Origin of the sequence: Arthrobacter sp. FW306-05-C (assembly GCF_021801725.1) — a bacterium.
In the GTDB taxonomy this organism is placed as follows: domain Bacteria; phylum Actinomycetota; class Actinomycetes; order Actinomycetales; family Micrococcaceae; genus Arthrobacter.
Genome location: NZ_CP084556.1, coordinates 1581877 through 1606604 on the forward strand (window position 1 = coordinate 1581877; position 24728 = coordinate 1606604).

Genomic DNA, 24728 nt, shown 5'->3' on the forward strand with positions numbered 1-24728 from the left:
CCGTGCCGTCCGGCCTGACCATGGCGTGGAGCAGGCCGGTGGGCTGGATCCTCGACCATCTGGTCTACCGGACCACCGTGACCGGCAGGAGCAACGTCCCCACCGGCGGGCCGGTGATCTTCGCGGCCAACCACATCAGCTTCCTTGACGGGCCGGTGATGTTCGGCGCGGCGCCCCGGCCCATGCACATCCTGGTTAAGCAGGAGATGTTCAAAGGATTCCTGGGCCGGGTGCTCACCGCCTCCGGGCAGCTTCCGGTGGACCGGCGCGGGGACCGTGCCGCGCTGCAGCGCTGCAAGGACGTGCTCGACGCCGGGCGATGCGTTGGGATCCTTCCTGAAGGGACGCGGGGGAGCGGGGCAGCCGCGGACATCAACGGCGGCGTGGCCTGGCTGGCATTGAACAGCGGGGCGCCAGTGGTACCGGTCGCCATCCTGGGGACCCGCCAGGGCAACGAGCACCTGGACTTCGTTCCGCGGCCCGGGCGCCGCTTCCACGTCAGCTTCGGCTCCGCCCTCACCCTGGCCCGCCGGACCGGCGAAACCGGGCGTGCTTCAATGGACAGGGCGGCGCAGGAGATCCGTGCAGCGCTGGCAGGGCACGTCCAGGACACCATCCAACTCAGCGGGCAGCCACTGCCCGATGCTGACCCTAAAGACTTGACAGCAGTAGCCGGGGACGCCGGCAGATGACCACAAAGGACTTGCAATGAGCGACACCACCCAGACTTCCGGGCCTTCCAGCGCCGACGACGACTACAGGCCCACAGGCACCGACCAAGTTGCCGAACGGCTGGCAGCGATTGACGACGACGAAGCGGAGCTGCGTGCCGCTTCCCTCCGGGCCGGCCTGGAGGACTACGAGCTTGACGAGGACGACGCCGCCCTGCTGAGCGGCGAGTATGGCGACGAGGACTTTGAGGGCCCCCTCAAGCTGGATCCCGTCCTGGCCATCATCGGCCGGCCGAACGTCGGCAAGTCCACCTTGGTGAACCGCATCCTGGGCCGCCGGGAGGCGGTAGTGGAGGACACCCCCGGCGTCACCCGCGACCGCGTGATGTACTCCGCGCAGTGGAACGGCCGCAACTTCACCCTGGTGGACACCGGCGGGTGGGAGCATGACGCCCGCGGCATCCACGCCCGGGTTGCCGAACAGGCCGAGATGGCAGTGGAACTCGCCGACGCCGTGCTGTTCGTGGTTGACTCCGCGGTGGGTGCCACCGCCACAGACGAAGGCGTCATGAAGATGCTCCGCCGGAGCAAGAAGCCGGTCATCATGGTGGCCAACAAGGTGGACGACTTTGCCCAGGAAGCCGACAGCGCCGCGCTGTGGGGCCTGGGTTTCGGCGAGCCCTACCCGGTTTCGGCCCTGCACGGCCGCGGGGTTGCCGACCTCCTGGACCACGTCATGGACGTGCTGCCCGAGTTCTCCACCATCGAAGGCGTGGAGCGCTCCGGCGGCCCCCGCCGCGTGGCCCTCATCGGACGCCCCAACGTGGGCAAGTCCTCCCTGCTGAACAAGCTCGCCGGATCCGAACGCGTGGTGGTGGACAACACGGCCGGCACCACCCGGGACCCCGTGGACGAATTCATCGAGCTCGGCGGCCGCACCTGGCGCTTCGTGGATACGGCCGGCATCCGCCGCCGACAGCACATGGCCCAGGGCGCGGACTACTACGCCTCCCTCCGGACGCAGTCCGCGCTCGAGAAGGCGGAGGTCGCCGTCGTGCTCCTGGCCGTGGACGAGGTCCTCAGCGAACAGGACGTCCGCATCCTCCAGCTGGCCATCGAGTCCGGGCGCGCACTGGTTTTGGCCTTCAATAAGTGGGATCTGCTCGACGACGAACGCCGCCGCTACCTGGAGCGCGAGATCGAGCAGGACCTGGCGCACGTTGACTGGGCTCCGCGCGTCAACATCTCGGCAAAGACCGGCTGGCACAAGGACCGACTGGTTCCTGCCCTGGACCTGGCCCTGGAGAACTGGGACCGGCGCATTGCTACCGGGCGCCTGAATGCCTTCCTCGGCGAGCTGGTGGCCGCGCACCCGCACCCGGTCCGCGGCGGCAAGCAGCCGCGCATCCTCTTCGGTACCCAGGCCTCCAGCCGGCCGCCGAAGTTTGTGCTGTTCACCACCGGATTCCTGGACCCCGGGTACCGCCGGTTCATCACGCGCCGGCTGCGCGAAACCTTCGGGTTCGAAGGCACGCCCATCGAGGTCAGCATGCGCGTGCGTGAAAAGCGCAGCCGGAAGCGTTAATTGCGACACACCTTGGGGCTGATCGCCGGAAAGTGTCACAGGCACCCCTCCGGATCGTGTAAGCTCTTCTAGGTGGTTCGGCCGGACTGCTGATGAAAACCTTCGGGTTGGGATCAGCGGAGAACGGCGGAACCAGCGGGCTGTAGCGCAGCTTGGTAGCGCACTTGACTGGGGGTCAAGGGGTCGCAGGTTCAAATCCTGTCAGCCCGACCGAAGAGCGGAAAGCGCCGGAGAATTTCTCCGGCGCTTTCCGCTTTTTTGGCTTCGAAATCATTTTTGGCCGCGCACCTTCCGCCGGACAAAGCGCCCTCGACCGGACAAAGCACCTTGGAACCCGGGGGTGATCTGTCCGGGTGGGGGTGTTCTTTGCCGGACGTGGCGGGCACAGGGCCAGCTAGCCGAGGGCGGCATCCAGGGTGACGAAGCCGTAGCCTGCCGCCCGGAGCTGGGAGATCACCTGGGGGAGGGCCGCGGCGTCGAGTGTTGAGCCGTCGTCGGGGTTCGAGCCGAGGTGCATCAGGATGATCTCCCCGGGCTGCGCGGATGCCATGACACGCTGCACGACGAAGTCCGGACCGCGCGTTCCATTCATGGTGCCTTGCCAGCCCAAGGTATCGACGGTCCACCGGATCGCCGCGTAGCCTGCGGCGTTGACGTCTGTGATCGTGCGGCCATCACGGGCTCCAAACGGGAAGCGGAAGAACGGGAGGGGGTCGCCTCCGGCAGCCTCGATGGTCCTCTGTGCGCTGTTGATCTCGGCAGCGATCTGGGCGTCGGTCAGGGTGGTGAAGTCTGGGTGGGTCATGGAGTGATTTCCAATCCGATGTCCCGCGTTGTAGATCAGCGCCGGGTCGGAGGGGAACTGGTTGACCCAGTCTCCGGTGAGGAAGAACGTACCTGGGACGCCATTGGCTGCGAGGGTGGCGAGGATCGATCGGAGGGCGGCGTCGTTGGCCCCGGCGTCGAACGTGAGCGCGGCAATCTTCTGCGTGGTCGGAATGCGCTCGAGGTCCACGCCCCGGAGCCCTGACGGGAAGCTGGTGTAGACGACCTCGGTCCTGCCACTGGCTGCGTGCCACAGGATCGATCCCTGCTGGAAGTCGTTGCGGCGCCCGCCCGTGATGCCGTACTCGCCGCTGGTCGGGTAGCAGAGCCGGCTGCGCTCCCAACCCAGGACTGCCCACTGGGCCCGGATAGCCCCGTACACCTCGTGGGCTCCGGTGGCGGGCGACCAGAAGATCGACGAGCCGGCGTTCGTGCCGCTGAAGTGGTTGTACCGGCCCACCCCATCGGAGGTGCCGGTCTCGTCCGTCACGGGGAATCCAAGAACACCAGACGGCCCGCCGAGCTCGAGGTAGCGTCCTCGGATCGCCCCGTGCACCTCGTGTGCTCCGGTGCCGGGGCTCCAGTAGACCGTGCCGCGCTCGAAGTCGTTGTATTGGCCACTGCCGCCGGGAGTGGCGGTCTCGTCGGTGAGCGGGAAGCCCAGGTAGCCGCCCGGTCCGCCGAATGCGAGGTATTCACCGAGGATGGCCCCGTGCACCTCGTGTGCTCCCGTGCCGGGGCTCCAGTAGACCGTGCCGCGCTCGAAGTCGTTGTATTGGCCACTGCCGCCGGGAGTGGCGGTCTCGTCGGTGAGCGGGAAGCCCAGGTAGCCGCCCGGTCCGCCGAATGCGAGGTATTCACCGCGGATGGCCCCGTGCACCTCGTGTGCTCCGGTGCCGGGGCTCCAGTAGACCGTGCCGCGCTCGAAGTCGTTGTATTGGCCACTGCCGCCGGGAGTGGCGGTCTCGTCGGTGAGCGGGAAGCCCAAGTAGCCGCCCGGTCCGCCGAATGCGAGGTATTCACCGCGGATGGCCCCGTGCACCTCGTGTGCTCCGGTGCCGGGGCTCCAGTAGACCGTGCCGGCGGTGTAGTCCTTGGCGCGACCTCCAGCGATGTCATACGTGCCGCCGATTGCCGCGCCGAGGAATGATGCGCTGCCGCCGAGCTGCTCATAGTGCTGGGCGATCGCGTCGTCGCCGGCCTGCTCAGCGACTATCGAAGCCGGAAGGCTCCGGTGCGCAGCCACTGCCGGCGTGGCGGCAACGGGCGGCGCCAATGCGGTGCCCCCAAGACCACCGCCGAGGGCGAGGGCCAAGGCCATTCCGGGGACGGCGAATCGAGACCGGCGCATTGTGGCCCCTTTGAGCTGATCGAGACTTCTGAGCCTTGATCAAGACGCTACACACCAGGGGCGCACCCGGGCAGGACCGGAAGTCCCGAATCGCAACTTCGGGCGCCGGATCTTCCTATTTCAGGAACTTCGATGTCCTGCGGTCAGCCAGAATCTTGCCTTTGGTCTGGCACGTGGGGCAGTACTGCAGGGCCGTGTCCGCGAACGACACCTCCCGGACGGTGTCCCCGCAGACAGGACAGGGCTGGCCGGCACGGGCGTGCACGCGCATGTGGCTGCGCTTGACGTCCTTAAGGTCCTTGGGAGGCTTGCCGCGGGCCTCTGCCAGTGCCTCGCCCAACACGCTGTGGATGGCGTCGTACAGCACTTGAACGGTGTCCCGGTCCAGGGACTTTGCGGTGGCAAAGGGCGAGATCCGTGCGGCATGCAGGATTTCGTCGCTGTAGGCGTTGCCGATGCCGGCAATGACGCTCTGGCTGCGCAGGAGGCCCTTGATCTGTTGTGAACTGCCGGCCAGGATCTCAGCCAGCATGTCGGCGTCGAACGCCTCGGTAAAAGGATCGGGCCCCAGCGTGGCGACGCCGGGCACCTCCTGCGGATCCCGCACCACGTAGACGGCCAGGCTCTTCTTGGTGCCCGCCTCGGTCAGGTCCAGCCCGCGGGGCCCCTCGGGGCCCGAGAAGGCACACCGCACCGCTATGAGGCCTTTACCCATTCGGAGCTGGCTGTCGGCGGGGGAGTCCGTGAAACGCACCCAGCCTGCCCGCGCCAGGTGGAACACCAGCGATATGCCATCCGTGTCGATGCTGATGAACTTGCCGAACCTCCGCACGCCTGACACGGTACGTCCCTCGATCGCGTTGAACGGCGGATCCGCCGTCTTAAGCACGGCAAAGGAGACGATCTGCAGTTTGGTGACCACGCAGCCCCGCAGTTGTTCATCCAGAAACCCGGCGAGGCCGGCGACTTCAGGCAGTTCCGGCATGGCCTACCCGCCCGGTTCCATGGGTGCTGCACCGATGCTTGCATTCATGGCCCCATCTTGTCAGAAAGCCCCCGTGCCGGCCCCGGCAGTTATGCCTATACTTTCAGCGGCGGCCCGTTTTGCGGGCCCCTTTTGACATTGGCGCGTACCCCGATGAAAGGCCCCCCATGAGCAACATTCCCGAAGACCTGTCCTACACCGCGGAACATGAGTGGGTCACGGCCCCCAATGCCGACGGCGTGGTCCGCGTGGGAATCACCGACTTTGCCCAGGACGCCCTTGGAGATGTCGTTTACGCCCAGATGCCCGAAGTGGGCACAAAGATTACGGCAAACGAAGTAGTGGGCGAAGTGGAGTCCACCAAGAGCGTGAGCGATATTTACGCGCCCGTTTCCGGGGAAGTCGTGGCCCGGAACGACTCGCTGGACAGCGATTCTGCACTGATCAACACTGATCCCTACGGTGATGGCTGGCTCATCGAGGTCAAACTCGCCGAACCTGACGCCGTTGAGTCTTTGCTCAGTGCATCCGAGTACGAACAGCAGGTAGGCTAAAGCTAACCGGTAATTCCGGTCCGGCCCCGCGCCGCAGGCAATGCGTCTCCGCACGTCAAAGCCGGGAACGGGAGCCGGTGCCGGACCTGCTGGCAGGGCCGGCAGAGCAAACGTTGGTTGCGGGTTTGGTGCCCGCAACGTCTAAGAGGAGGAATCCATGGCTGGCCACAGACACAACCCTGCCGATGGGGATTACGGCACGGGTGCGGCTAGGGCGTCGGAGACCACCTCGATCCATCTCACCCCGGTCACCGACGAACCCACCATCACTCCCAGGCTGTCCTCGGACGAGCGCAACTCCGTTGAGGCGCTCCCCGCAGGTTCGGCGCTGCTCGTGGCCCACAGCGGTCCGAACGCAGGTGCCCGGTTCCTGCTGGACTCGGATGTGACCACCGCAGGACGCCACCCGGATGCGGACATCTTCCTGGACGACGTCACGGTGTCGCGCCGCCACGTCGAATTCCGGCGCACCGCGCGCAGCTTCGAAGTGGTGGACAAGAACAGCCTCAACGGCACCTACGTCAACCATGACCGGGTGGACCGCGTCGAGCTGAAGTCCGGCAGCGAAGTCCAGATCGGCAAGTTCCGCCTCACCTTCTACCTGAGCCCTGCCACGGCTGCAGGCCGCAGCTGACCCGGGGACCGCTGCCTGTGGCAATGGCACAACCGGAACGCCGGGGCCCCCAGGTCCTCAACATTGGCGAAGTCCTCGCCCAGCTGAGCGCCGACTTCCCGGGCATGACCGCGTCGAAGATCCGGTTCCTTGAAGAAAAGGGACTCATCAACCCGCGGCGCACTCCTGCCGGCTACCGTCAGTATTCGGATGGCGACGTGGAGCGGCTGCGCTTTGTGCTGGCCCTGCAGCGGGACCAGTACCTGCCCCTGAAAGTCATCAAGGACTACCTTGATGCCATCGACAGGGGAGAGCGCCCGGAGAACCTGCCGCCCGGCGTCGTGGTTTCGCCACGCATCGTCTCCGACGAACTGGCTGCCGAGCTGCAGAACCGCGGCCGGAAGCTCAGTGAGGAGCAGCTCCGCACCGAATCCGGAGCCAGCGTTCCCCTGCTGCAGTCACTCTTGAGTTTCGGCCTCATCAGCCACAGCAACGGCCAGTTCGACGAGCACGCCCTCCAGGTTGCCCGCGCCTGTGTCCAGCTGGAAAGCCACGGCCTGGAACCCCGGCACTTGCGGCCGTTCCAGGCGGCGGCCGAACGGGAATTCGGCCTGGTGGAACGTGCGGTCGCGCCGCTTGCCTCCCGCAAGGACTCGGCATCCCAGGCGCGGGCAGCGGAGGCTGCCCGCGAAATCAGCGACCTCTGCCTCACCCTGCACAGGGCCCTGGTGCAGGACCACATCTCACGCATGGACATCTGATGATCGAAGTCGAGATTGTTGGCGTTCGCATCGAACTGCCTTCCAACCAGCCGCTGGTCCTGCTCAAGGAGATGCACGGCGAACGCCACGTGCCCATCTGGATCGGCACGCCGGAAGCCAGCGCCATCGCCCTTGCCCAGCAGGGCGTGGTCCCGCCCCGGCCCATGACCCATGACCTGCTCGTGGACGTCGTGGAGTCCCTGGGCCACTCTGTGGTCAGCGTCAACATCGTGGCCGTGGAGGACAACATCTTCTATGGGCAGTTGCAGTTCGAAAATGGAACTACGGTCAGCTCGCGCGCTTCGGACGCCCTTGCGGTGGCACTGCGCGCCAAGTGCCGGATCTGGTGCGCCGATTCGGTGATGGATGAGGCGGGAGTCCGCATCACCGAACATGACGAGGGGGAGGACGCCGAGCCCGGCCCCACCGTCGATGAGGAGCGCGAACTGCGCCGTTTCCGGGAGTTCCTGGACGACGTGGAACCCGAGGATTTCGACGGCTAAGGTCACGTTAAGGTTAAAGTTAAGGCTGAAACTTTCGACACGCCTCTTCCAAGCCCCGAAGGTCTTTGACCTCGGGACCCGCCGGGCCTAACGTCGAAGTATCAAGTTTCCTTGCTTACGGCAGCCGCGCAGGTCACACTGGAAAGTGCGCCCCGCGGAAAAATTACACGCATGGTCTTCATGCCAATGCAGCCGTATCAGTACCAAGGGAGCGTACGACAAGGAGGATCCAGGTGAGTCCCAAAGGCGAAGCAGGCGGGCTAAAGCAGCCCAAGGCTGGCGTTGCTGTACCCGTAAGTGGTGCCCAGGGCCTCCTGTTCACCGAGGACCTTCCGGTACTGGATGAAGACGCAGGCTACCGCGGGCCTACTGCCTGTAAGGCTGCAGGCATCACCTACCGCCAGCTCGATTACTGGGCCCGTACCGGCCTGGTGGAGCCGGCCGTCCGTGGCGCTGCAGGATCCGGATCCCAGCGGCTGTACGGCTTCCGCGACATCCTGGTGCTCAAGGTGGTCAAGCGGCTCCTCGACACTGGCGTGTCCCTGCAGCAGATCCGTACGGCCGTGGAACACCTGCGCGAGCGCGGGGTGGAGGACCTTGCGCAGATCACGCTCATGAGCGACGGCGCCAGCGTCTACGAATGCACGTCTGCAGATGAGGTCATAGACCTGGTCCAGGGCGGCCAGGGCGTTTTCGGCATCGCGGTTGGGCGCGTATGGCGCGAGGTGGAGGGCAGCCTGGCTTCGCTGCCCAGCGAACACGCCGCGGAGCAATCCTTTCCCGACGATGAACTCAGCAAGCGCAGGGCCGCGCGGAAGATCAGCTGACCCGTAGATCAACGAACCAGGGGCCGTCCTCCATTTGGAGGACGGCCCCTGGACGTTTAAGCGTCGGGTGCGCTGGGAGGTTGTGCCGGCCTGCGGTTCAGCGGGCCCGGCTCCGCAGGCCGCTGCGGGAGGCCATCAGGTTGGATAAAAGGTCGTCAAACAGGCCGGCGGCGGACTTGGCCGAATCCCCGGGCCAGTGGTGGACGGGATGGGCGGCGCCTTGGATCTGCTGCCAGTTGGCCTGTTCCGGAATGCGCGGGCTCAGGAGGAGTTCGCCAAACATGGATTCCATTTCGGCAAGCCGGTAGGTGTGCTCCGACGAGCCGCTCCGGACGCGGTTTGCCACGATCCCGGCCGGCGACAGGTTCGGGGCGAACTCCTGCCTGAAGAGCTGGATTGCCCGCATGGTGCGTTCCGTGCCGGCCACCGAGAACAGGCCGGGTTCGGCAACCAGGGCAACCTTGTCGCTGGCGGCCCAGGCCATGCGCGTCAGGCCGTTGAGGGACGGCGGGCAGTCGATCAGCACCAGCTGGTAGTCGTTGGCGCCGGCAAGCACGGCGGAAAGCCGGCGGAGGTCGCGGCGGCCCAGGTCCGGCCGGTCGTAAATCCCGGTGTAGGCGGAGCCGACGGCGACATCCAGGACGGCGGGCCCGGAACCGTTCGTGGGGGTTCGGTCAGCCCAGCTGCTGCGGACCACGTTCTCCGCCAGTTTTGCCCTGCGGGGGCTCTTGAGCATCCTGCCAATATCCAACTGGTCGCCCGGCTGGACGCCCAGGGCGGTGGTGGCGTCGGCATGCGGATCGAGGTCCACCACCAGCGTGCGTACTCCCGCGGCCAGCGCCGCAGACGCCAATCCTGTGGTGACGGAAGTCTTACCGACTCCACCCTTGAGGCTGCTGATGCTGACTACTTGCACTTGAGAGACCAAAACCTAACGCCGGATGCCGTGTTGGGAGTAATGTTTGCCTCGGCAGAGCCGAAGCCGGGCGGTCCTGCCGCCCTACTCATCATATGTTGATGCGTCGGCGAATCCTGCTTTAACGGGCGTCGGCATGCCACCGACTGTGCTGCCGGGGCGGTTTCCGCCAGCCAGGCTGAAAGCGTTCGGGACATGACGGGAAATTCTGTGACCGTGACCACAAAGATTTGTGTTTGTCCTTGTAGGTCCTAGACACTGTGACCACTCATCGATCCACCCAGCAATGATGCAGGAGAAGTATGTTTTCCAAAGTTCTGGTGGCCAACCGCGGTGAAATCGCGATCAGGGCCTTCCGCGCCGGCTACGAGCTGGGCGCCAAGACCGTTGCCGTTTTTCCCCAAGAGGACCGAAACTCAATTCACCGCCAGAAAGCGGACGAGGCCTACCTGATTGGCCAGGAGGGACACCCCGTCCGGGCATACCTTGACGTGGCGGAGGTGGTACGGGTCGCCAAGGAGTCCGGAGCTGACGCCATCTACCCGGGCTACGGCTTCCTCTCGGAAAACCCGGAGCTGGCACGCGCGGCAAAGGAGGCCGGCATCACGTTCGTGGGGCCGCCCGCCGAAGTGCTGGAGCTTGCGGGCAACAAGGTGGCAGCGCTGAAGGCCGCCCGCGAGGCCGGCGTGCCGGTCCTGAAGTCCAGCGAGCCGTCCAAGGACTTGGATGAGCTCCTTGCTGCGGCCGATGAGATCGGCTTCCCAATCTTCGCCAAGGCCGTTGCCGGCGGCGGTGGCCGGGGCATGCGCCGGGTGGATACCCGCGAGGCCCTGCCCGAAGCCCTGCAGTCAGCCATGCGCGAAGCCGACGCCGCCTTCGGTGACCCCACCATGTTTCTTGAGCAGGCAGTCCTCCGGCCGAGGCACATCGAAGTGCAGATCCTGGCGGACGCCGAAGGCAACGTCATGCACCTGTTCGAGCGTGACTGTTCCATCCAGCGGCGGCACCAGAAGGTCATCGAGATCGCTCCCGCCCCCAACCTGGACGACAACATCCGGCAGGCCCTCTACCGGGACGCCGTGAAGTTCGCCCAGGCATTGAAGTATGTCAACGCCGGTACGGTCGAGTTCCTCGTCGACACCGAGGGTGAGCGGGCCGGCCAGCACGTCTTCATCGAAATGAACCCGCGCATCCAGGTGGAGCATACGGTAACCGAGGAAGTCACGGACGTGGACCTGGTCCAGGCCCAGATGCGGATCGCCTCCGGCGAGACCCTCGCCGATCTTGGCCTCTCCCAGGACACGGTCAGGCTTCGCGGCGCAGCCCTCCAGAGCCGCATCACCACGGAGGATCCCGCCAACGGCTTCCGCCCCGACGTCGGAAAGATCACCGGGTACCGCTCGGCCGGCGGCGCGGGTGTCCGGCTTGACGGCGGCACGGTGTACTCCGGGGCCGAGATCAGCCCGCACTTCGACTCCATGCTGGTGAAGCTCACCTGCCGCGGCAGGGATTACCCCACTGCCGTTGCCCGCGCCCGCCGTGCCCTGGCCGAGTTCCGCATCCGTGGCGTCTCCACGAACATCCCCTTCCTCCAGGCTGTGCTGGACGATCCCGACTTCATCGCCGGAGATGTGGCCACCAACTTCATCGACCAGCGCCCGGAGCTGCTCAAGGCCCGGGTATCCGCCGACCGCGGCACCAAGCTCCTCACCTGGCTGGCCGACGTCACCGTGAACAAGCCCAACGGCGACCTGACCGTGCATTCGGATCCCGCGCACAAGCTGCCCGACGTCAAGGACAGGGAGGCAGGACCCGGTTCACGGCAGAAGCTCCTTGAACTGGGGCCGGAAGGCTTCGCCAAGGCATTGCGTGAGCAGAATGCCGTCGCCGTCACCGATACCACTTTCCGCGACGCGCACCAGTCCCTTCTGGCCACCCGCGTCCGCACCCGCGACCTCGTAGCCGCGGGCCCCGCTGTTACGGCGCTCATGCCGCAGCTGCTGTCCGTCGAGGCGTGGGGCGGTGCCACCTATGATGTGGCGCTGCGCTTCCTGGGCGAGGACCCCTGGGACCGGCTGGCAGCCCTGCGCCAGGCCATGCCCAACGTCTGCATCCAGATGCTGCTGCGCGGCCGCAACACGGTGGGCTACACGCCGTACCCGGAAGAAGTCACGGAGGCCTTCGTCAACGAGGCCGCCGCCACCGGCATCGACATCTTCCGCATCTTCGACGCCCTGAACGACGTCAACCAGATGGCTCCAGCCATCCGCGCAGTCCGTGCCACCGGCACCGCCGTGGCGGAAGTGGCGCTGTGCTACACGGGCAACCTGCTGGACCCGGAAGAGAAGCTCTACAATCTGGACTACTACCTTGGGCTGGCGCAGAAGATCGTCGACGCCGGGGCCCACATCCTGGCCATCAAGGACATGGCCGGGCTGCTGCGCCCCGCTGCCGCTGCGAAGCTCGTTGCGGCGCTCCGTGAGCGCTTCGACCTGCCGGTCCACCTGCACACCCACGACACCGCGGGCGGCCAGCTGGCCACCCTGCTGGCTGCTGTCGACGCCGGCGTGGATGCCGTGGACGTGGCCTCCGCATCGCTGGCCGGCACCACCAGCCAAGTGTCGGCGTCGGCCCTTGTTGCTGCCCTGGCCCACACGCCGCGCGATACCGGCCTCAACCTGGACGCCGTCAGCTCGCTCGAGCCGTACTGGGAAGCGGTCCGACGCGTCTATGCCCCCTTCGAGTCGGGCCTGCCCGGCCCCACTGGCCGGGTGTACAAGCACGAGATCCCGGGCGGCCAGCTGTCCAACCTGCGCCAGCAGGCCATGGCCCTGGGCCTGGGGGAGCGGTTTGAAGCGATCGAGGACATGTACACCGCCGCCGACCGCATCCTGGGCCACCTGGTGAAGGTCACGCCGTCCTCCAAGGTGGTGGGTGACCTCGCCCTGCACCTGGTGGGCCTCAACGCCGATCCTGCGGACTTTGAAGCGAACCCGCAGAACTACGACATTCCCGACTCAGTCATCGGCTTCCTCTCCGGCGAGCTCGGTGATCCTCCCGGAGGCTGGCCCGAGCCCTTCCGCACCAAGGCCCTGCAGGGCAGGAGCGTGAAGGTGCGCGACGTCGAGCTGAGCGCCGAGGACAGCGCCGCGTTGAAGTCCGATTCGAAGACCCGCCAGCACACGCTGAACCGGCTGCTCTTCGACGGCCCCACCAAGGACTACCTGAAGAGCGTGGAGACGTACGGCAACATCTCCGTCCTGGATACCCGTGACTACCTGTACGGCCTCCAGCGCGGCACCGAGCACGAGATCCAGCTGGAGCGCGGTGTCCGCCTCATCGCCTCCCTGGAAGCCGTCTCGGAGCCGGACGAAAAGGGGATGCGCACCGTCATGTGCACCCTCAACGGCCAGTCCCGCCCCGTGGTGGTGCGTGACCGGTCCGTGGTGAGCAACGTCAAGGCCGCCGAAAAGGCCGACCCCGCCCAGCCCGGCCAGGTGGCCGCACCGTTCGCCGGCGCCGTTACCGTCACGGTCAAGCCCGGGGACACGGTCAACGCAGGTGACACCGTGGCGACCATCGAGGCCATGAAGATGGAAGCATCCATCACGACGCCGGTAGGCGGCAAGGTTTCCCGCCTCGCCATCTCCGCCGTCGAGCAGGTCCAGGGTGGAGACCTGCTCCTCGTCATCGAGCAGTAAGAAGTTCCAGACACAACGAAAGGGTCCTCCCAAGGCGGGAGGACCCTTTCGTTGTTGTGATCAGGGACGCGGGGCGGAGTACATCTCTTCGATGACCGTTTCGAAGTCCTTCATTACCTGGGCCCTCTTCACCTTCATGGATGGGGTCAGGTGGCCGGAGGCTTCGGTGAAGTCGGCGGGGACGATGCGGAAGGACTTGATGGCCTCAGCCTGGGAAACTGACGTGTTGGCTGCGGTGATCAGGTCCTGGACTGCAGCCTTAACCACGGGGTTTTGTGCTGCCTGCTCCAGCGTGGTGTCTGCGGGAAGGCTGTGGCGCTGGAGCCAGCCCGGCAGGGCTTCCTGGTCCAGGGTGACCAGGGCCCCGATGAAGGGCCTGTTATCCCCTACCACCAGCACCTGCGACACCAAGGCGTCAGCCCGGATCTGGTCTTCGAGCAGGGCGGGAATGACGTTCTTGCCGCCGGCCGTGACGATGATTTCCTTCTTGCGGCCGGTGATCCAGACGAAACCCTCGTCATCCAGCCGGCCGATGTCCCCGGTATGGAACCAGCCGTCAGTGAAGGCTTCCGCGGTAAGGTCATCCCGCTGGTAGTAGCCCCGCATGACGCAGACTCCCTTGGCCAGGATTTCGCCGTCGTCGGCAATCTTCACTGCGTTACCCGGCAGCGGCTTGCCCACCGAGCCGATCTTGATCCGCGATGGGGTGTTCACGGTGATGGGGGCGGTGGTTTCGGTGAGGCCGTAGCCTTCCAGCACCTGCAGGCCGATGCCCTGGAAGAAGTGCCCCAGCCGCTCGCCCAGGGGGCCGCCGCCGGACACCGCGTGTGCCACGTGTCCACCCATGGCGGCACGCAGCTTGCCGTAAACCAGCTTGTCAAACAGCGCATGCCGCAGCTTCAGGCCCAGCCCCACCCGTCCGTCCTGCCGCGCCTTGGAGAAGGCGATGGCGGTTTCGGCGGCGCGGTGGAAGATGGCGCCCTTGCCGCCGTCCTCGGCTTTGGTCAGCGCGGAATTGTAAACCTTCTCGAAGACCCGGGGCACGGCCAGGATGAATGTCGGTTCGTAGCTCTGCAGGTCGGCCAGGAGGTTTTTGATATCCGGGGTGTGGGCCACCGTGGTTCCGGCTGCCATGGCCAGGACCGAGATGAATCGGGCGAACACATGGGCCAGGGGCAGGAACATGATGGTTTTGGCGTTCTCGTGGACAATTTCGCCGATGATGGCCAAGGCGTTGTCCGACAGTTCCACGAAGTTGCCGTGCGTGAGCTCGCAGCCCTTGGGCCGTCCCGTGGTTCCGGAGGTGTAGATGATGGTGGCCACGTCGTGGAGTCCTGCTCCGCTGCGGCGGGACTCGAGCTCTTCGTCGCTGACATCGCGGCCTGCTTCGCGGAGGCTGTCCAGGCCCGTCCCCTCGAGCTGCCACACGTGCTGCACCGCTGTGAGGCCCTCGGCGGTGACGGCCTGGCGGATGACGTTCTCGTGGTGGGCGGATTCGCCGAAAGCGGCAACGGCACCGGAGTCCCCAAGGTTCCAGGCGACCTGGGAGGGGGATGAGGTCTCATAGATGGGAACAGAAACCGCACCGGCGAACCAGATGGAGAAGTCCACCAGGGACCACTCGTAGCGGGTGCGGGACATGATGCCCACCCGGTCCCCGGCGCCCACTCCGCTGGCGATCAGGCCCTTGGCAAGCGCCCTGACGTCAGCGAGGAACTCCGTGGCGGGGACGTTGCGCCAAGAACCCGCCGGGTCGAGGCGGGAAAACAGTGCCGGGTTGCTGGGCTTGGCCGCCTGCCGCAACACCAGGTCGGTGATGTTGGTTTCCGGCGGGACAACAACCAGGGGCGGAACACTGAATTCGCGCACTATAGCTCCTTTGATATCTGAAGTCCCGCGCAGGGGGTTGCCTAAAGACTAATACCCCGGACGGAACAGTGCAGTATATAAACCTACTGGCGAGTAACTTAGCCGTCAATGCACGTCCTGTGTGCGCTATATGTCAAGACAATCTTGCCGCCCGCTTAGAATGGTGGACTATGTACGGACCGTTGCCCGGCGATCAGGCCGGCCCCCTGAAAAGACCCGCCCCCTGGCGCCGCCGTCCCGCCAGCTACCGTGCCGGACAGCTCCATGGCGGGACCGGTGGACATCTTCGCCTGGGCCGCAAGGGATTGGCCATCGGGATAGATATTGGGGGAACGAAGGTAGCCGCGGGCGTGGTGGACGCCGAAGGCCGGATCCTTAGTGAAGCCCGCCGCTCCACCCCCGGGACGGATCCCCGTGCTGTCGAACAGGTCATCGTGGAACTGGTGGAGGAGCTCAGCCAGGGGCACCGCATCTGGTCGGTGGGCATCGGCGCCGCCGGGTGGATGGACCTGGCCGGCGGCACCGTCCTCTTCAGCCCGCACCTGGCCTGGCGCAACGAGCCGCTGCGTGCAAACCTCCAGCGGCTCCTCCGCCGGCCGGTACTCCTGACCAACGACGCCGATGCGGCAGCCTGGGCTGAGTGGCGCTTCGGCGCCGGCCAAGGAGAGGACCGTCTGGTCTGCATCACGCTGGGCACCGGTATTGGCGGTGCAATGGTGATGGACGGCAGGGTGGAGCGCGGCCGGTTCGGCGTGGCAGGGGAGTTCGGCCACCAAATCATCATGCCGGGCGGCCACAGGTGCGAATGCGGCAACCGCGGATGTTGGGAACAGTATGCGTCGGGCAATGCCCTGGGCCGCGAAGCGAGGCTGCTGGCCCGGTCCAACTCCCCGGTGGCGCAGGACCTGCTGGCAGCGGTGCATGGACATCCGGAAGCCATTACCGGCGCCATCGTCACCGAGCTGGCACTGGCCGGCGACCGCGCCTCCCGCGAGCTGATCGAGGAAGTCGGCGAATGGCTTGGACTTGGGCTCGCCAATCTGGCGGCAGCCCTGGATCCGGGCCTCTTCGTGATCGGCGGCGGCCTCTGCTCAGCTGGCGACCTGCTGGTGGAACCCGCCCGCAAAGCCTTCGCCCGGAACCTGACGGGCCGTGGCTTCCGCCCGGCTGCCGGAATCGAGCTTGCTGCACTGGGCCCTAGCGCGGGGCTCATTGGGGCGGCGGACCTTTCGCGGGTCAGCAGCCGCGTCCGCAGCTGACCACCGCCTGCTGACACGGCGGGCGACGACTTCGTTGACCACGACTTAGTCGACGACGACGGCGGGCCCGGGGGCGCTACACCCTGGCGCCGTCGTCGTCCCCGTTCTTTTCCTGCGGCAGCTTCATGATCAGGTACACCGTCCCAAGGACGAACGCGGCAACGATGCCGACGATGGCCAGCAGGGGCGCCGTGCGCCAGAACATCGCCGACAACAGCAGCGCCACGGGGCCGCCCACGGCACCGAGCCAGGCCAGCATGGTCAGCGGCTCGGTGCCGGCCAGGCTGGGCGGTTCCTCCGGCACGAACTCTTCGTCGCCATCGTCCACCTCATAGTCCCGGGGACCCTCCGGGGCCCCGCCTGCACCCTGGCCGTCCTCCCCTCCTGCCCCCGCCTGGCGTTCCGCCGGGGACGGCTCGGCAGGGGCAGTCCCCGCCAGACCCAACGGATCGAAGTCGCGGAAGGAGGGAGCCCCCGGTGTTTCCGGGCCAGCTTCCGTCCCGGTGGCCGGCTTTTCCCCGGCGCCCGGGGTGTCGGGGCGTATTGCCACCGTGTCTGACTCAAGCCGTGCCACCAGGTCCAGCCATACGGCGTCGTCCTGGTTGGCCCCCTGGTCAGGCTGTTCCGAGTCAGGCCTGTTCACCGCGCACCTCCTGTCCTGATCCTGCAGGGCTGGCCGTCGTTTGCTTCAGCACGCGCCGGATAAAGTCCACCGAACCCTCGAAGATGCGGTCGGCGTCGTTGTCCAGGGTGGCCACGTGGTAGCTGTTCTCGAGCCGGACCACCTCCAGGGGAGCGTGTACCAGCCCGCGCCGCAGGACGTCCATGCTGGAGTCGGACACGACATGGTCCACGGTGGACCGGTAAACCTGGACGGGCGCCGTGACCCGGGGAAGGAGCCGGACGGTGTCCTTGAACATTTTGTTCAGTTCATGGGCCGCGGCCACGGGCGTACGGGCGTAGGCGCCTTCATCCATGCCCGCTTTCAGGATGTCGTTGCCGATGGACGGGGTACTCTTCAGCACCAGTTTGAGCAGTCCGGCCAACGGTGCCCTGGGATCGTCAATCACCAGGCCTGGGTTCACCAGCAGCACACCGGCCACGGGGCGGGTGGCGGCAAGGCGCAGGGCGAGGGCGCCGCCCATGCTCAGGCCGGCCGCGAAAACCTGGTCGCATTCAGCATCCAGTTCCAGGAAGGCATCATCCAGGGCGCCGTGCCATTGCTGCCACCGGGTGCGTGCAAGATCCTGCCACGTGGTCCCATGCCCGGGCAGCAAAGGCATCCTGACGGCGAAGCCGGCAGCGGCGAATGCCAGGGCCCAGGCGCGAAGGCCATGCGGGCTTCCCGTGAAGCCGTGGGACAGCACTACTCCCGTTCGCGGCCCTTCTCCGCTGAAGGCGCTGCTGAACGGGCTGTGGTCCGGACCGGACGTCATGGCGTCTCCAAAGTAGTGGTGCGGCGGGCATGGGCGGCGAAGAATTCGTCCGACCCCGCGAAGATGGCGGGCGCGTCAACGTCCAGAGTAGCCACATGTCCGCTGCTGGCAAGCTCTTCCACCGCCGCGAGGTTCGCGCCCAACCCCTTCCGCAGCAGGGCAGGGAGGTGGGCGGCACCACGGCATCGGTGCGCGACTTGAAAACCTGGACGGGAGCATTCACGCTGGGCAGGCCGCGCACGGCTGCGCGGAACAGTTTCTTCAGCTCGTGCACCGCGGACAGCGGAGTCAGAGAGTAGTCGCCGTCATCGGTTGCGGGGGCGCCGGTCTGGTCCTCCTGGAGGGGAACGGTGGTGCGCTGGACATATTTAAGCAGGCCGATGATCCGCACCCGCCAGTCGTAGAAGCTCAAGCCCGGGTTCACCACGCTGACCCCGGCCACTGGATGGCGGGCAGCGGCAAGCAGTGCGATGGCCCCGCCCATCGACAGGCCGGCGGTGAAGCAGGCGTCCGTCCGGCCGGCGAGGTCGAGGAAGGCCTTTTCGTAGCTGCGGTACCAGTCCTTCCAGCCAGTCGAGGCGAGCTGGCGCCAGTCCGTACCGTGCCCCGGGAGAAGGGGGACGGTGACGGCGTACCCCAAGTCCGCAAGGTGCTGCGCCCACGGCATGATGCTCAGCGGGCTGCCCGTAAATCCATGGCACAGGGCCACCCCGATGCGGGCATTAACACCGTGGCCTGGATAGCTGAAAGCGGCCGGACGGGGCGGAATGCTGCTTTCAGTCATGACTCCATCGTGTCACTGTTCCACCCAAATCTCACTAGAGTAGGGTTGCATTGAATCGCTGGCCAGGCCCGACGCGGGGACTGGAAGCTGCCTTCCGGAGAGGTTCACCACGTGTTCTATTGGGTCATGAAAAGGATCTTCCTCGGTCCGGTGATCAAGCTGCTTTTTCGGCCCTGGGTTAAAGGCCTGGACAACATCCCGGCGCAGGGAGCCGCCATCATCGCCTCAAACCACCTGTCATTCTCCGATTCGATTTTCATGCCGCTCATGGTGCGCCGCCCGGTGGTCTTCCTTGCAAAGTCTGAGTACTTCACGGGGACGGGAATCAAGGGCAGGCTGACGGCGGCGTTCTTCCGCCTCACCAATCAGCTGCCCATGGACAGGTCCGGCGGCGCGGCTTCCGCGGCGTCCTTGAACGCGGGAATGGAAGTGCTCAGCGCAGGCGGACTGCTGGGTATCTACCCCGAGGGCACGCGGAGTCCCGACGGGCGGCTGTACCGCGGCAAGGTGGGCGTGGCCAGGCTTGCGCTGCAGGCGGGAGTCCCCGTCATTCCCGTTGCCATGATCGGCACCGACAAGGTCCAGCCCATAGGCAAACGGCTGCCCAATATCCGCAGGATCGGCATGATCTTCGGCGAACCCCTGGACTTCAGCCAGTACCGGGAGCAGGCCGAGGACAGGACGGTCCAGCGCAAGGTCACCGATGAGATCATGTCCAGCCTGCTGCGGCTCTCGGGGCAGGAGTACGTGGACGAATACGCGGCCGTGGTGAAGCTTCGGCTCGCCGGCAAGCCTGTGGAGCCCCGGGCGGCAGCTGAGCCCTTGGCAGCCCCAGTGGCAGCCGAGGGAGAATTCGTGCAGGACAACGCCGCCGGCAGTCCGGCCGCCGGGCCTCATGGCGTGGAGGACGACGCCGGCACAACAGCCGCCGGGTAACGGAACCTTCCAGGGGCACAGCCCGGTTGTGACGGGGGGAGCCGGCAGCGTGACGGCCCGGTGCCCTCCGGCGCCGCCCTGCCGGTAGTCTTGGAGGGTGACTGAGCTATCTGCAAAACCCGCATTTTCGCTGTCCAGCACCGCCCAGAGCGGAGCAGCCAACTATCCCGGACTGGACCACTGGCGGGACCTTCCCATCTCGCAGCAGCCAAGCTGGCAGGACCGGGAAGTTTTTGATGCGTCCGTGAAGGAGTTGTCCGTCCTTCCGCCGCTGGTATTCGCAGGCGAAGTGGACGTGCTTCGGGAGCGGCTGGCCGCTGCTGCCCAGGGCAAGGCGTTCCTGCTGCAGGGCGGCGACTGCGCGGAAACCTTCGAGGCCGCTACGGCGGACAAGATCAGCGCCCGTGTCAAGACCATCCTCCAGATGGCCGTGGTCCTCACCTACGGTGCGGCTATGCCCGTCATCAAAATGGGGCGGATGGCAGGCCAATTCGCCAAGCCCCGTTCCTCCAATGACGAAACCCGAGACGGCGTAACCCTGCCCGCCTACCGCGGTGACATCGTCAACGGGTACGAGTTCACCCCCGAGTCCCGCGGCCACGACGCCTCCCGGATGCTGCGTGCCTACCACACCTCCGCATCCACGCTGAACCTCATCCGGGCCTTCACCCAGGGTGGCTTTGCCGACCTTCGCTCCGTACACCAGTGGAACAAGGGGTTCACCGAGAACCCCGCGCACGCCCGCTACGAATCGCTGGCCAGGGATATCGACCGTGCCATCAAGTTCATGGCCTCCTGCGGCGCCGACTTCGAGGCCCTCAAGCGCGTCGAGTTCTTCGCAAGCCACGAGGCCCTGCTGCTGGATTACGAACGGGCCCTGACCCGCATCGACTCCCGCACCGGATTCCCCTACGACACCTCCGCGCACTTCCTGTGGATCGGGGAGCGCACCCGCGAACTGGACCACGCCCACGTCGACTTCCTGTCGCGCGTGCGCAACCCCATCGGCGTCAAGCTCGGCCCGTCCACCACAGGTGATGACGCCCTGCGCCTGATCGACAAGCTGGACCCGGACCGCGAGCCCGGCCGCCTCACGTTCATCACCCGCATGGGCGCCGGCAACATCCGCGAAAAGCTGCCGGCCGTCGTCGAGAAGGTCACTGCCTCCGGCGCGCAGGTCCTGTGGGTCACCGACCCCATGCACGGAAACACTGTCACCTCGCCCAACGGCTACAAGACACGCAATTTCGACGACGTCATCGACGAGGTGCGCGGGTTCTTCGAGGTGCACCACGGCCTGGGCACGGTGCCTGGTGGCCTCCACGTGGAGATGACCGGCGACGATGTGGCGGAATGCCTGGGCGGCGCGGACCCGATCGACCAGGATGCGTTCCTGGACCGTTACGAGTCTGTCTGCGATCCGCGGCTGAACCACATGCAGTCACTCGAAATGGCCTTCCTCGTGGCCGGCGCCCTCGCCAAGCACTAGTAGCAAGAGCATTCGAATACCGCGCTGAAAGGCGCGGCCGGAACTCTTCCGGCCGCGCCTTTTGTGTGCCCAACGCTCTTTAGACCACGGTCAGGGTCACGGTTGAGCCCTCCGGAACTTCCTTGTTCACCGGGCTCTGGTCCCGGACCGTGCCGAAAAAGCCACCAAGGATGTTGTTCACTTTGACGTCGAAGCCCAACTCCTTCAGTTGCTTACGGGCATCCTCTACCTGTCTGCCAATGAAACTGGGAACATTCACCATTTTGGGGCCCTTGGAGATGGTCAAGGTGACCGTTCCGCCCCTGGTCAGCGTCCCGTTGGCCGGGGACTGGCTGGCCACATCCCCCTCCGGGACGTTCCGGTCGAAAATTTCATCCGGGGCCACCCGGGCAGTAAGGCCTGCGGCCTCGATGGCCGCCACGGCGTCATCCTCGGACTTTCCGATGACGGATGGAACTGCAATCGGCTGAGGGCCCTTGGAAACCGCAATGGCCACGGGCGTGCCGTGGCGTGCGGGGCTGCCGGCTGCAGGGTCCTGCGACAGGACGATCCCGGCCGCCGCATCCTCGTCGAACTTCTCGGACACAGTCCCCAGCGCCATCTGCGCCGCGTTCAGGGAACTCTTTGCTTCGTCCAGCGTGCCGCCGGTGATGTTCGGCAGGGGAAACAGCTGTGGACCCTTCGAGACCAGCAGGGAGACGGGCTGGAACTTCCGGATCTCGGTCCCCGCAGCCGGCTCACTGCCCACCACGAGCCCGGTGGGCACCTCGTCGTCGAACACATCGCTCGTGGTGGAACGGAAACCCACCCCGCTCAGCACCTGCTGGGCCTGGGCCACCGTTTTGTTAGCTACTGCAGGTACGGCGGCGGCAGCGCCGGGACCCATGCCGAAAAACCATCCGGCACCAGTGGCCAGGAGGGCGGCGATGATCAGGACCAGGACCCAGAGGACGCCGCGGCGCCGGGGATTGCCCTGCCGCAGGGTGCGCACCGGGGTGGCAGCGGCCACGGCCCGGAGCTTTTCGTCTTCCTTGTCGGCACGGCGCTGGGCGCGCTTTCCCAGCCGGGGCGGCGGGGGAGACCAGCCGCTGTCGGAATCGTCGTCGTCGGGCAGTGCCAGTCCGGGCCGCTGGTGGTAGGCCACCTGGGCGGTTGGAGCCTGGGCGTTGGATACCTTGTCCTGGGCCGGCGCGAAGTGAGCGGGCGGGTAAGGCGGCGCAGCGGGCCGCGAAGGCGGCAGCACGGTTGTCGGATTGCTGGCGCGTGCCAGGACCTCGGTGTGGTGCTGGGACGCGGGACCACCGGCTGCGGGCGGCAGCAAGTCAAGTTCCGCATCCGTGAGGTGGGTCCGGATGTGCCGCAGTTCCTGAAGCAACGCGTTGCCGTCCACCGGCCGGTTCTCGGGATCATTGGCGGTGCACCACTGCACCAGTTCGTCCACCTCGCCCGCCAGTCCGGGTACCTGGTCCGACGGCGGACCCACCGTCCCGTTGACGTGCTGGTAGGCCACCTGGATGGGCACCTCGCCCTCGAACGGCTGCCGGCCCGTCAGCATTTCATACAGCATGATCCCCACGGAATAGACATCGCTGCGTGCGTCCGCCGGCTTGCCCAAAACCAGTTCCGGTGAAATGTAGGCAACCGTGCCGATCAGCGCTCCGGTGCTGGTTGAGCTGGTGACGGCTCGGGCCAGGCCAAAGTCACCGATCTTGATCCTGCCGTCATCGGCAATCAGGACATTTTCGGGCTTCACGTCGCGGTGGATAAAACCCGCTGCGTGCGCAGCACCCAGTCCCTCCACGACGGGATCAATAAGTGCCAACGCAAGCCTGGGCGGCAGGGCGCCCCTGTCCCGGATGACATCCCGGAGCGTATGGCCCCTGATGTATTCCATGACAAGGTAGGCCGTGGTGCCGTCGTTGCCCTGGTCCAGCACGCCCACCACGTGGGGATGCGACAGCCGGGCAGCGGCCTTTGCTTCCCTGCCCAGCCTGCCCAGGAAGTTTTCGTCAGCAGCAAGGTGGGGGTGCAGCACTTTCAATGCCACTTCGCGGTCCAGCCTCTGGTCCACGGCCAGATAGACCGTGGACATGCCGCCGCGGGCAAGCCTGGAGGTGACTGCGTAGCGGTTGTCTACCAGCGTCCCTACAACGGGGTCCGACACGTCTTCCTGCACCTTATGATCCTAATCCCGCAGCAAAACGCGTCCGCAACGAAAGCGGGTCCGAACCGGTAACGGTTCGGACCCGCATTACTGCAATCGTCAGTGGCTTACCTGAAGTTCTTCTGGTGGGCCTTGATCGCGGCAACATACGCCTTGGTGTCGTCGTACATGCCGTACTTGCTCACCGAGTACTGGCCCTGGTAGTAACCCGCGATCGCGCTGTCCTGGTCCTTGCTGGTGGCCAGCAGTTGCCGAATGATGGCCACGCCGGCTGCTGCATTGTCGTACGGGTCCAGCAGGTTCAGCTTCCGTCCCACCAGGTCCGACGCCCACTGTCCGGAGCTGGGAATGACCTGCATGGTGCCGATTGCGTTCGCCGGCGACACCGCGCGCTGGTTGAAACCGGACTCCTGGAAGGCAAAGGCAAGGGCCAGGGAAGTGTCGACACCCATGCGCCGTGCGGTGTCGGCAACGATGTTCTTCATTTCCTCCCGCGAGGGCACGGGTGAAGCATTCAGCAGGGCCTTGTTCTCATTGGCCGAGCTGACAACAGCTGCCGGGTAGCTGAATCCGAGGAACGAGCTGGGCACCAGGGGAGCCGCGGCCGGCTGCGGCGCCGCGGGCTGCTGGGCCGGCTGCCCGGAACCGCCGGGGATGACCAGTTTGCTGCCCGGGTAAATGATGCTGGTCATGCCCAGCTTGTTGGCAGACAGCAGGTCCGGCAGCTTTACGCCGTGGCGGGATGCGATGGCCGAGAGTGTGTCACCGGCTTTGATGGTGTAGGACCCCGTTGCGGGTGCCGATGTGTTGGCCAGGGCGGGTGCAGGTGCTGGTGCCGCCGGCGCGGGAGCTGCCGGCGCCGAGCCGCCGCCCACCTTGATCTTCTGTCCCGGATAGATGATGGAACGCATGGACAGGTTGTTCCAGGTGAAGACATCCGACAGCGACACGTTGTGCCTGGCAGCGATGGCGCCCAGGGTGTCGCCGGATTTCACTGTGTAGGTTGCCCCGGCGCCGGGTGCCGGAGCTGCAGGGGCAGCGGCGGCTGCAGGCGCGGGTGCGGCGGGAGCGGGTGAGCCGGACAGCTTGAGCTTCTGGCCGGGGTAAATGATGGTGTTGGCCTGCAGGTTGTTCAGCTTGAGGATCTCACCCGTGTCCAGGCCGAAACGGCCGGCGATACCGCTGACTGTGTCGCCGCGGACAATCGTGTACTCGGCTGGGGCTGCCGGCCGGGCCGGCTGGAAAGCTGCCGGAATGGTGGTGGAGACAACAGAAGCGGGGATCACGGTGCCCGCGGCCTTCGCCTCGGCCTGGGCCTTCATTGCCGCTGCCAGGCTGCTGGGAATGCTCCGCGCGGGCTGCTGCGCTGCAGCCGGCTGGGCCAGGGCAAGGGATGACAGGACGACCGCTGGCAGTGCCGCGGTGGTGGCGGCAATCATCGGCAGACTCGGCTTGGGGGGCTGCTTGGGCGAGCGGGACATCGTCATCGGAAAGAATCC

18 protein-coding genes, 1 tRNA gene and 2 pseudogenes are annotated in these 24728 nt (G+C 66.2%); 12 read left to right on the forward strand and 9 right to left on the reverse strand.

Annotated elements, in window-relative coordinates:
• Window positions 1–20: 20 nt before the first annotated feature.
• The 3 genes and pseudogenes from LFT44_RS07305 to LFT44_RS07315 all read left to right on the forward strand — a co-directional run.
• Window positions 21–696, forward strand: a pseudogene (locus LFT44_RS07305) (lysophospholipid acyltransferase family protein); the annotation flags it as partial.
• Window positions 697–708: 12 nt separating this feature from the next.
• Window positions 709–2256, forward strand: coding sequence for a ribosome biogenesis GTPase Der (gene der, locus LFT44_RS07310; RefSeq protein ID WP_236801997.1), 1548 nt, complete (start codon window positions 709–711; stop codon window positions 2254–2256).
• 136 nt (window positions 2257–2392) lie between these two features.
• A tRNA-Pro gene (locus tag LFT44_RS07315) sits at window positions 2393–2466 on the forward strand.
• 184 nt (window positions 2467–2650) lie between these two features.
• Here the strand turns inward: LFT44_RS07315 and LFT44_RS07320 are convergent.
• Entirely contained in the window at window positions 2651–4432 is a 1782-nt protein-coding gene (locus LFT44_RS07320) for a polysaccharide deacetylase family protein (RefSeq protein ID WP_236801998.1), read from the reverse strand.
• Between the two features lie 115 nt (window positions 4433–4547).
• On the reverse strand, window positions 4548–5417 hold the full coding sequence (locus LFT44_RS07325) for an Fpg/Nei family DNA glycosylase (protein ID WP_236801999.1): 870 nt from the start codon (window positions 5415–5417) through the stop codon (window positions 4548–4550).
• A 167-nt stretch (window positions 5418–5584) separates the two neighbouring features.
• Between LFT44_RS07325 and gcvH the strand changes: the two genes are divergently transcribed.
• From gcvH to LFT44_RS07350, 5 genes are all read left to right on the forward strand, one after another.
• Window positions 5585–5971 (forward strand): glycine cleavage system protein GcvH, encoded by a 387-nt coding sequence (gene gcvH / locus LFT44_RS07330; protein ID WP_018763524.1) that lies wholly within the window; start codon window positions 5585–5587, stop codon window positions 5969–5971.
• Between the two features lie 157 nt (window positions 5972–6128).
• Entirely contained in the window at window positions 6129–6605 is a 477-nt protein-coding gene (locus LFT44_RS07335; protein ID WP_236802000.1) for an FHA domain-containing protein, read from the forward strand.
• Window positions 6606–6628: 23 nt separating this feature from the next.
• Window positions 6629–7345 (forward strand): transcriptional regulator FtsR, encoded by a 717-nt coding sequence (ftsR, locus tag LFT44_RS07340; RefSeq protein WP_018763526.1) that lies wholly within the window; start codon window positions 6629–6631, stop codon window positions 7343–7345.
• Complete coding sequence (locus LFT44_RS07345) at window positions 7345–7848, forward strand: bifunctional nuclease family protein (protein ID WP_056331728.1); 504 nt, start codon at window positions 7345–7347, stop codon at window positions 7846–7848. The genes ftsR and LFT44_RS07345 overlap by 1 nt, the downstream gene beginning before the upstream one ends.
• 233 nt (window positions 7849–8081) lie before the next feature.
• Window positions 8082–8675 carry a MerR family transcriptional regulator gene (locus LFT44_RS07350; protein WP_142134380.1) on the forward strand — a complete coding sequence of 198 codons (594 nt, stop codon included), beginning with the start codon at window positions 8082–8084 and terminating at the stop codon, window positions 8673–8675.
• Between the two features lie 97 nt (window positions 8676–8772).
• On the opposite strand, the gene LFT44_RS07355 is transcribed toward LFT44_RS07350, so the two are convergent.
• Entirely contained in the window at window positions 8773–9591 is an 819-nt protein-coding gene (locus LFT44_RS07355; RefSeq protein ID WP_236802001.1) for a ParA family protein, read from the reverse strand.
• Window positions 9592–9893: 302 nt separating this feature from the next.
• Between LFT44_RS07355 and LFT44_RS07360 the strand changes: the two genes are divergently transcribed.
• A complete protein-coding gene (locus tag LFT44_RS07360) occupies window positions 9894–13292 on the forward strand; it encodes a pyruvate carboxylase (protein WP_236802002.1) in 3399 nt (1132 codons plus the stop codon).
• A gap of 60 nt (window positions 13293–13352) precedes the next feature.
• Here LFT44_RS07360 and LFT44_RS07365 read toward each other — a convergent pair whose 3' ends face one another.
• Complete coding sequence (locus LFT44_RS07365; protein WP_236802003.1) at window positions 13353–15161, reverse strand: AMP-dependent synthetase/ligase; 1809 nt, start codon at window positions 15159–15161, stop codon at window positions 13353–13355.
• A gap of 170 nt (window positions 15162–15331) precedes the next feature.
• Between LFT44_RS07365 and LFT44_RS07370 the strand changes: the two genes are divergently transcribed.
• Window positions 15332–16420 carry an ROK family glucokinase gene (locus tag LFT44_RS07370; protein ID WP_236802004.1) on the forward strand — a complete coding sequence of 363 codons (1089 nt, stop codon included), beginning with the start codon at window positions 15332–15334 and terminating at the stop codon, window positions 16418–16420.
• 76 nt (window positions 16421–16496) lie between these two features.
• On the opposite strand, the gene LFT44_RS07375 is transcribed toward LFT44_RS07370, so the two are convergent.
• From LFT44_RS07375 to LFT44_RS07385, 3 genes and pseudogenes are all read right to left on the reverse strand, one after another.
• Window positions 16497–17063 (reverse strand): hypothetical protein, encoded by a 567-nt coding sequence (locus LFT44_RS07375; protein ID WP_236802005.1) that lies wholly within the window; start codon window positions 17061–17063, stop codon window positions 16497–16499.
• Window positions 17050–17856 (reverse strand): alpha/beta hydrolase, encoded by an 807-nt coding sequence (locus LFT44_RS07380; RefSeq protein WP_236802006.1) that lies wholly within the window; start codon window positions 17854–17856, stop codon window positions 17050–17052. Before LFT44_RS07380 ends, LFT44_RS07375 begins: the two co-directional genes overlap by 14 nt.
• Window positions 17853–18640 (reverse strand): annotated as a pseudogene (locus tag LFT44_RS07385) (alpha/beta hydrolase). Before LFT44_RS07385 ends, LFT44_RS07380 begins: the two are co-directional and overlap by 4 nt.
• A gap of 111 nt (window positions 18641–18751) precedes the next feature.
• Between LFT44_RS07385 and LFT44_RS07390 the strand changes: the two are divergent.
• Both LFT44_RS07390 and LFT44_RS07395 read left to right on the forward strand, forming a co-directional pair.
• Window positions 18752–19576, forward strand: a complete 825-nt coding sequence (locus LFT44_RS07390) for a lysophospholipid acyltransferase family protein (RefSeq protein ID WP_236802007.1) — start codon at window positions 18752–18754, stop codon at window positions 19574–19576.
• A 97-nt stretch (window positions 19577–19673) separates the two neighbouring features.
• Complete coding sequence (locus LFT44_RS07395; RefSeq protein WP_236802008.1) at window positions 19674–21065, forward strand: class II 3-deoxy-7-phosphoheptulonate synthase; 1392 nt, start codon at window positions 19674–19676, stop codon at window positions 21063–21065.
• Window positions 21066–21144: 79 nt separating this feature from the next.
• On the opposite strand, the gene pknB is transcribed toward LFT44_RS07395, so the two are convergent.
• Both pknB and LFT44_RS07405 read right to left on the reverse strand, forming a co-directional pair.
• The gene (gene pknB, locus LFT44_RS07400) at window positions 21145–23241 is read right to left on the reverse strand and encodes a Stk1 family PASTA domain-containing Ser/Thr kinase (RefSeq protein WP_236802009.1); all 2097 of its coding nucleotides are present in this window, start codon (window positions 23239–23241) and stop codon (window positions 21145–21147) included.
• Window positions 23242–23336: 95 nt separating this feature from the next.
• Entirely contained in the window at window positions 23337–24716 is a 1380-nt protein-coding gene (locus LFT44_RS07405) for a lytic transglycosylase domain-containing protein (protein ID WP_236802010.1), read from the reverse strand.
• Window positions 24717–24728: the final 12 nt, after the last annotated feature.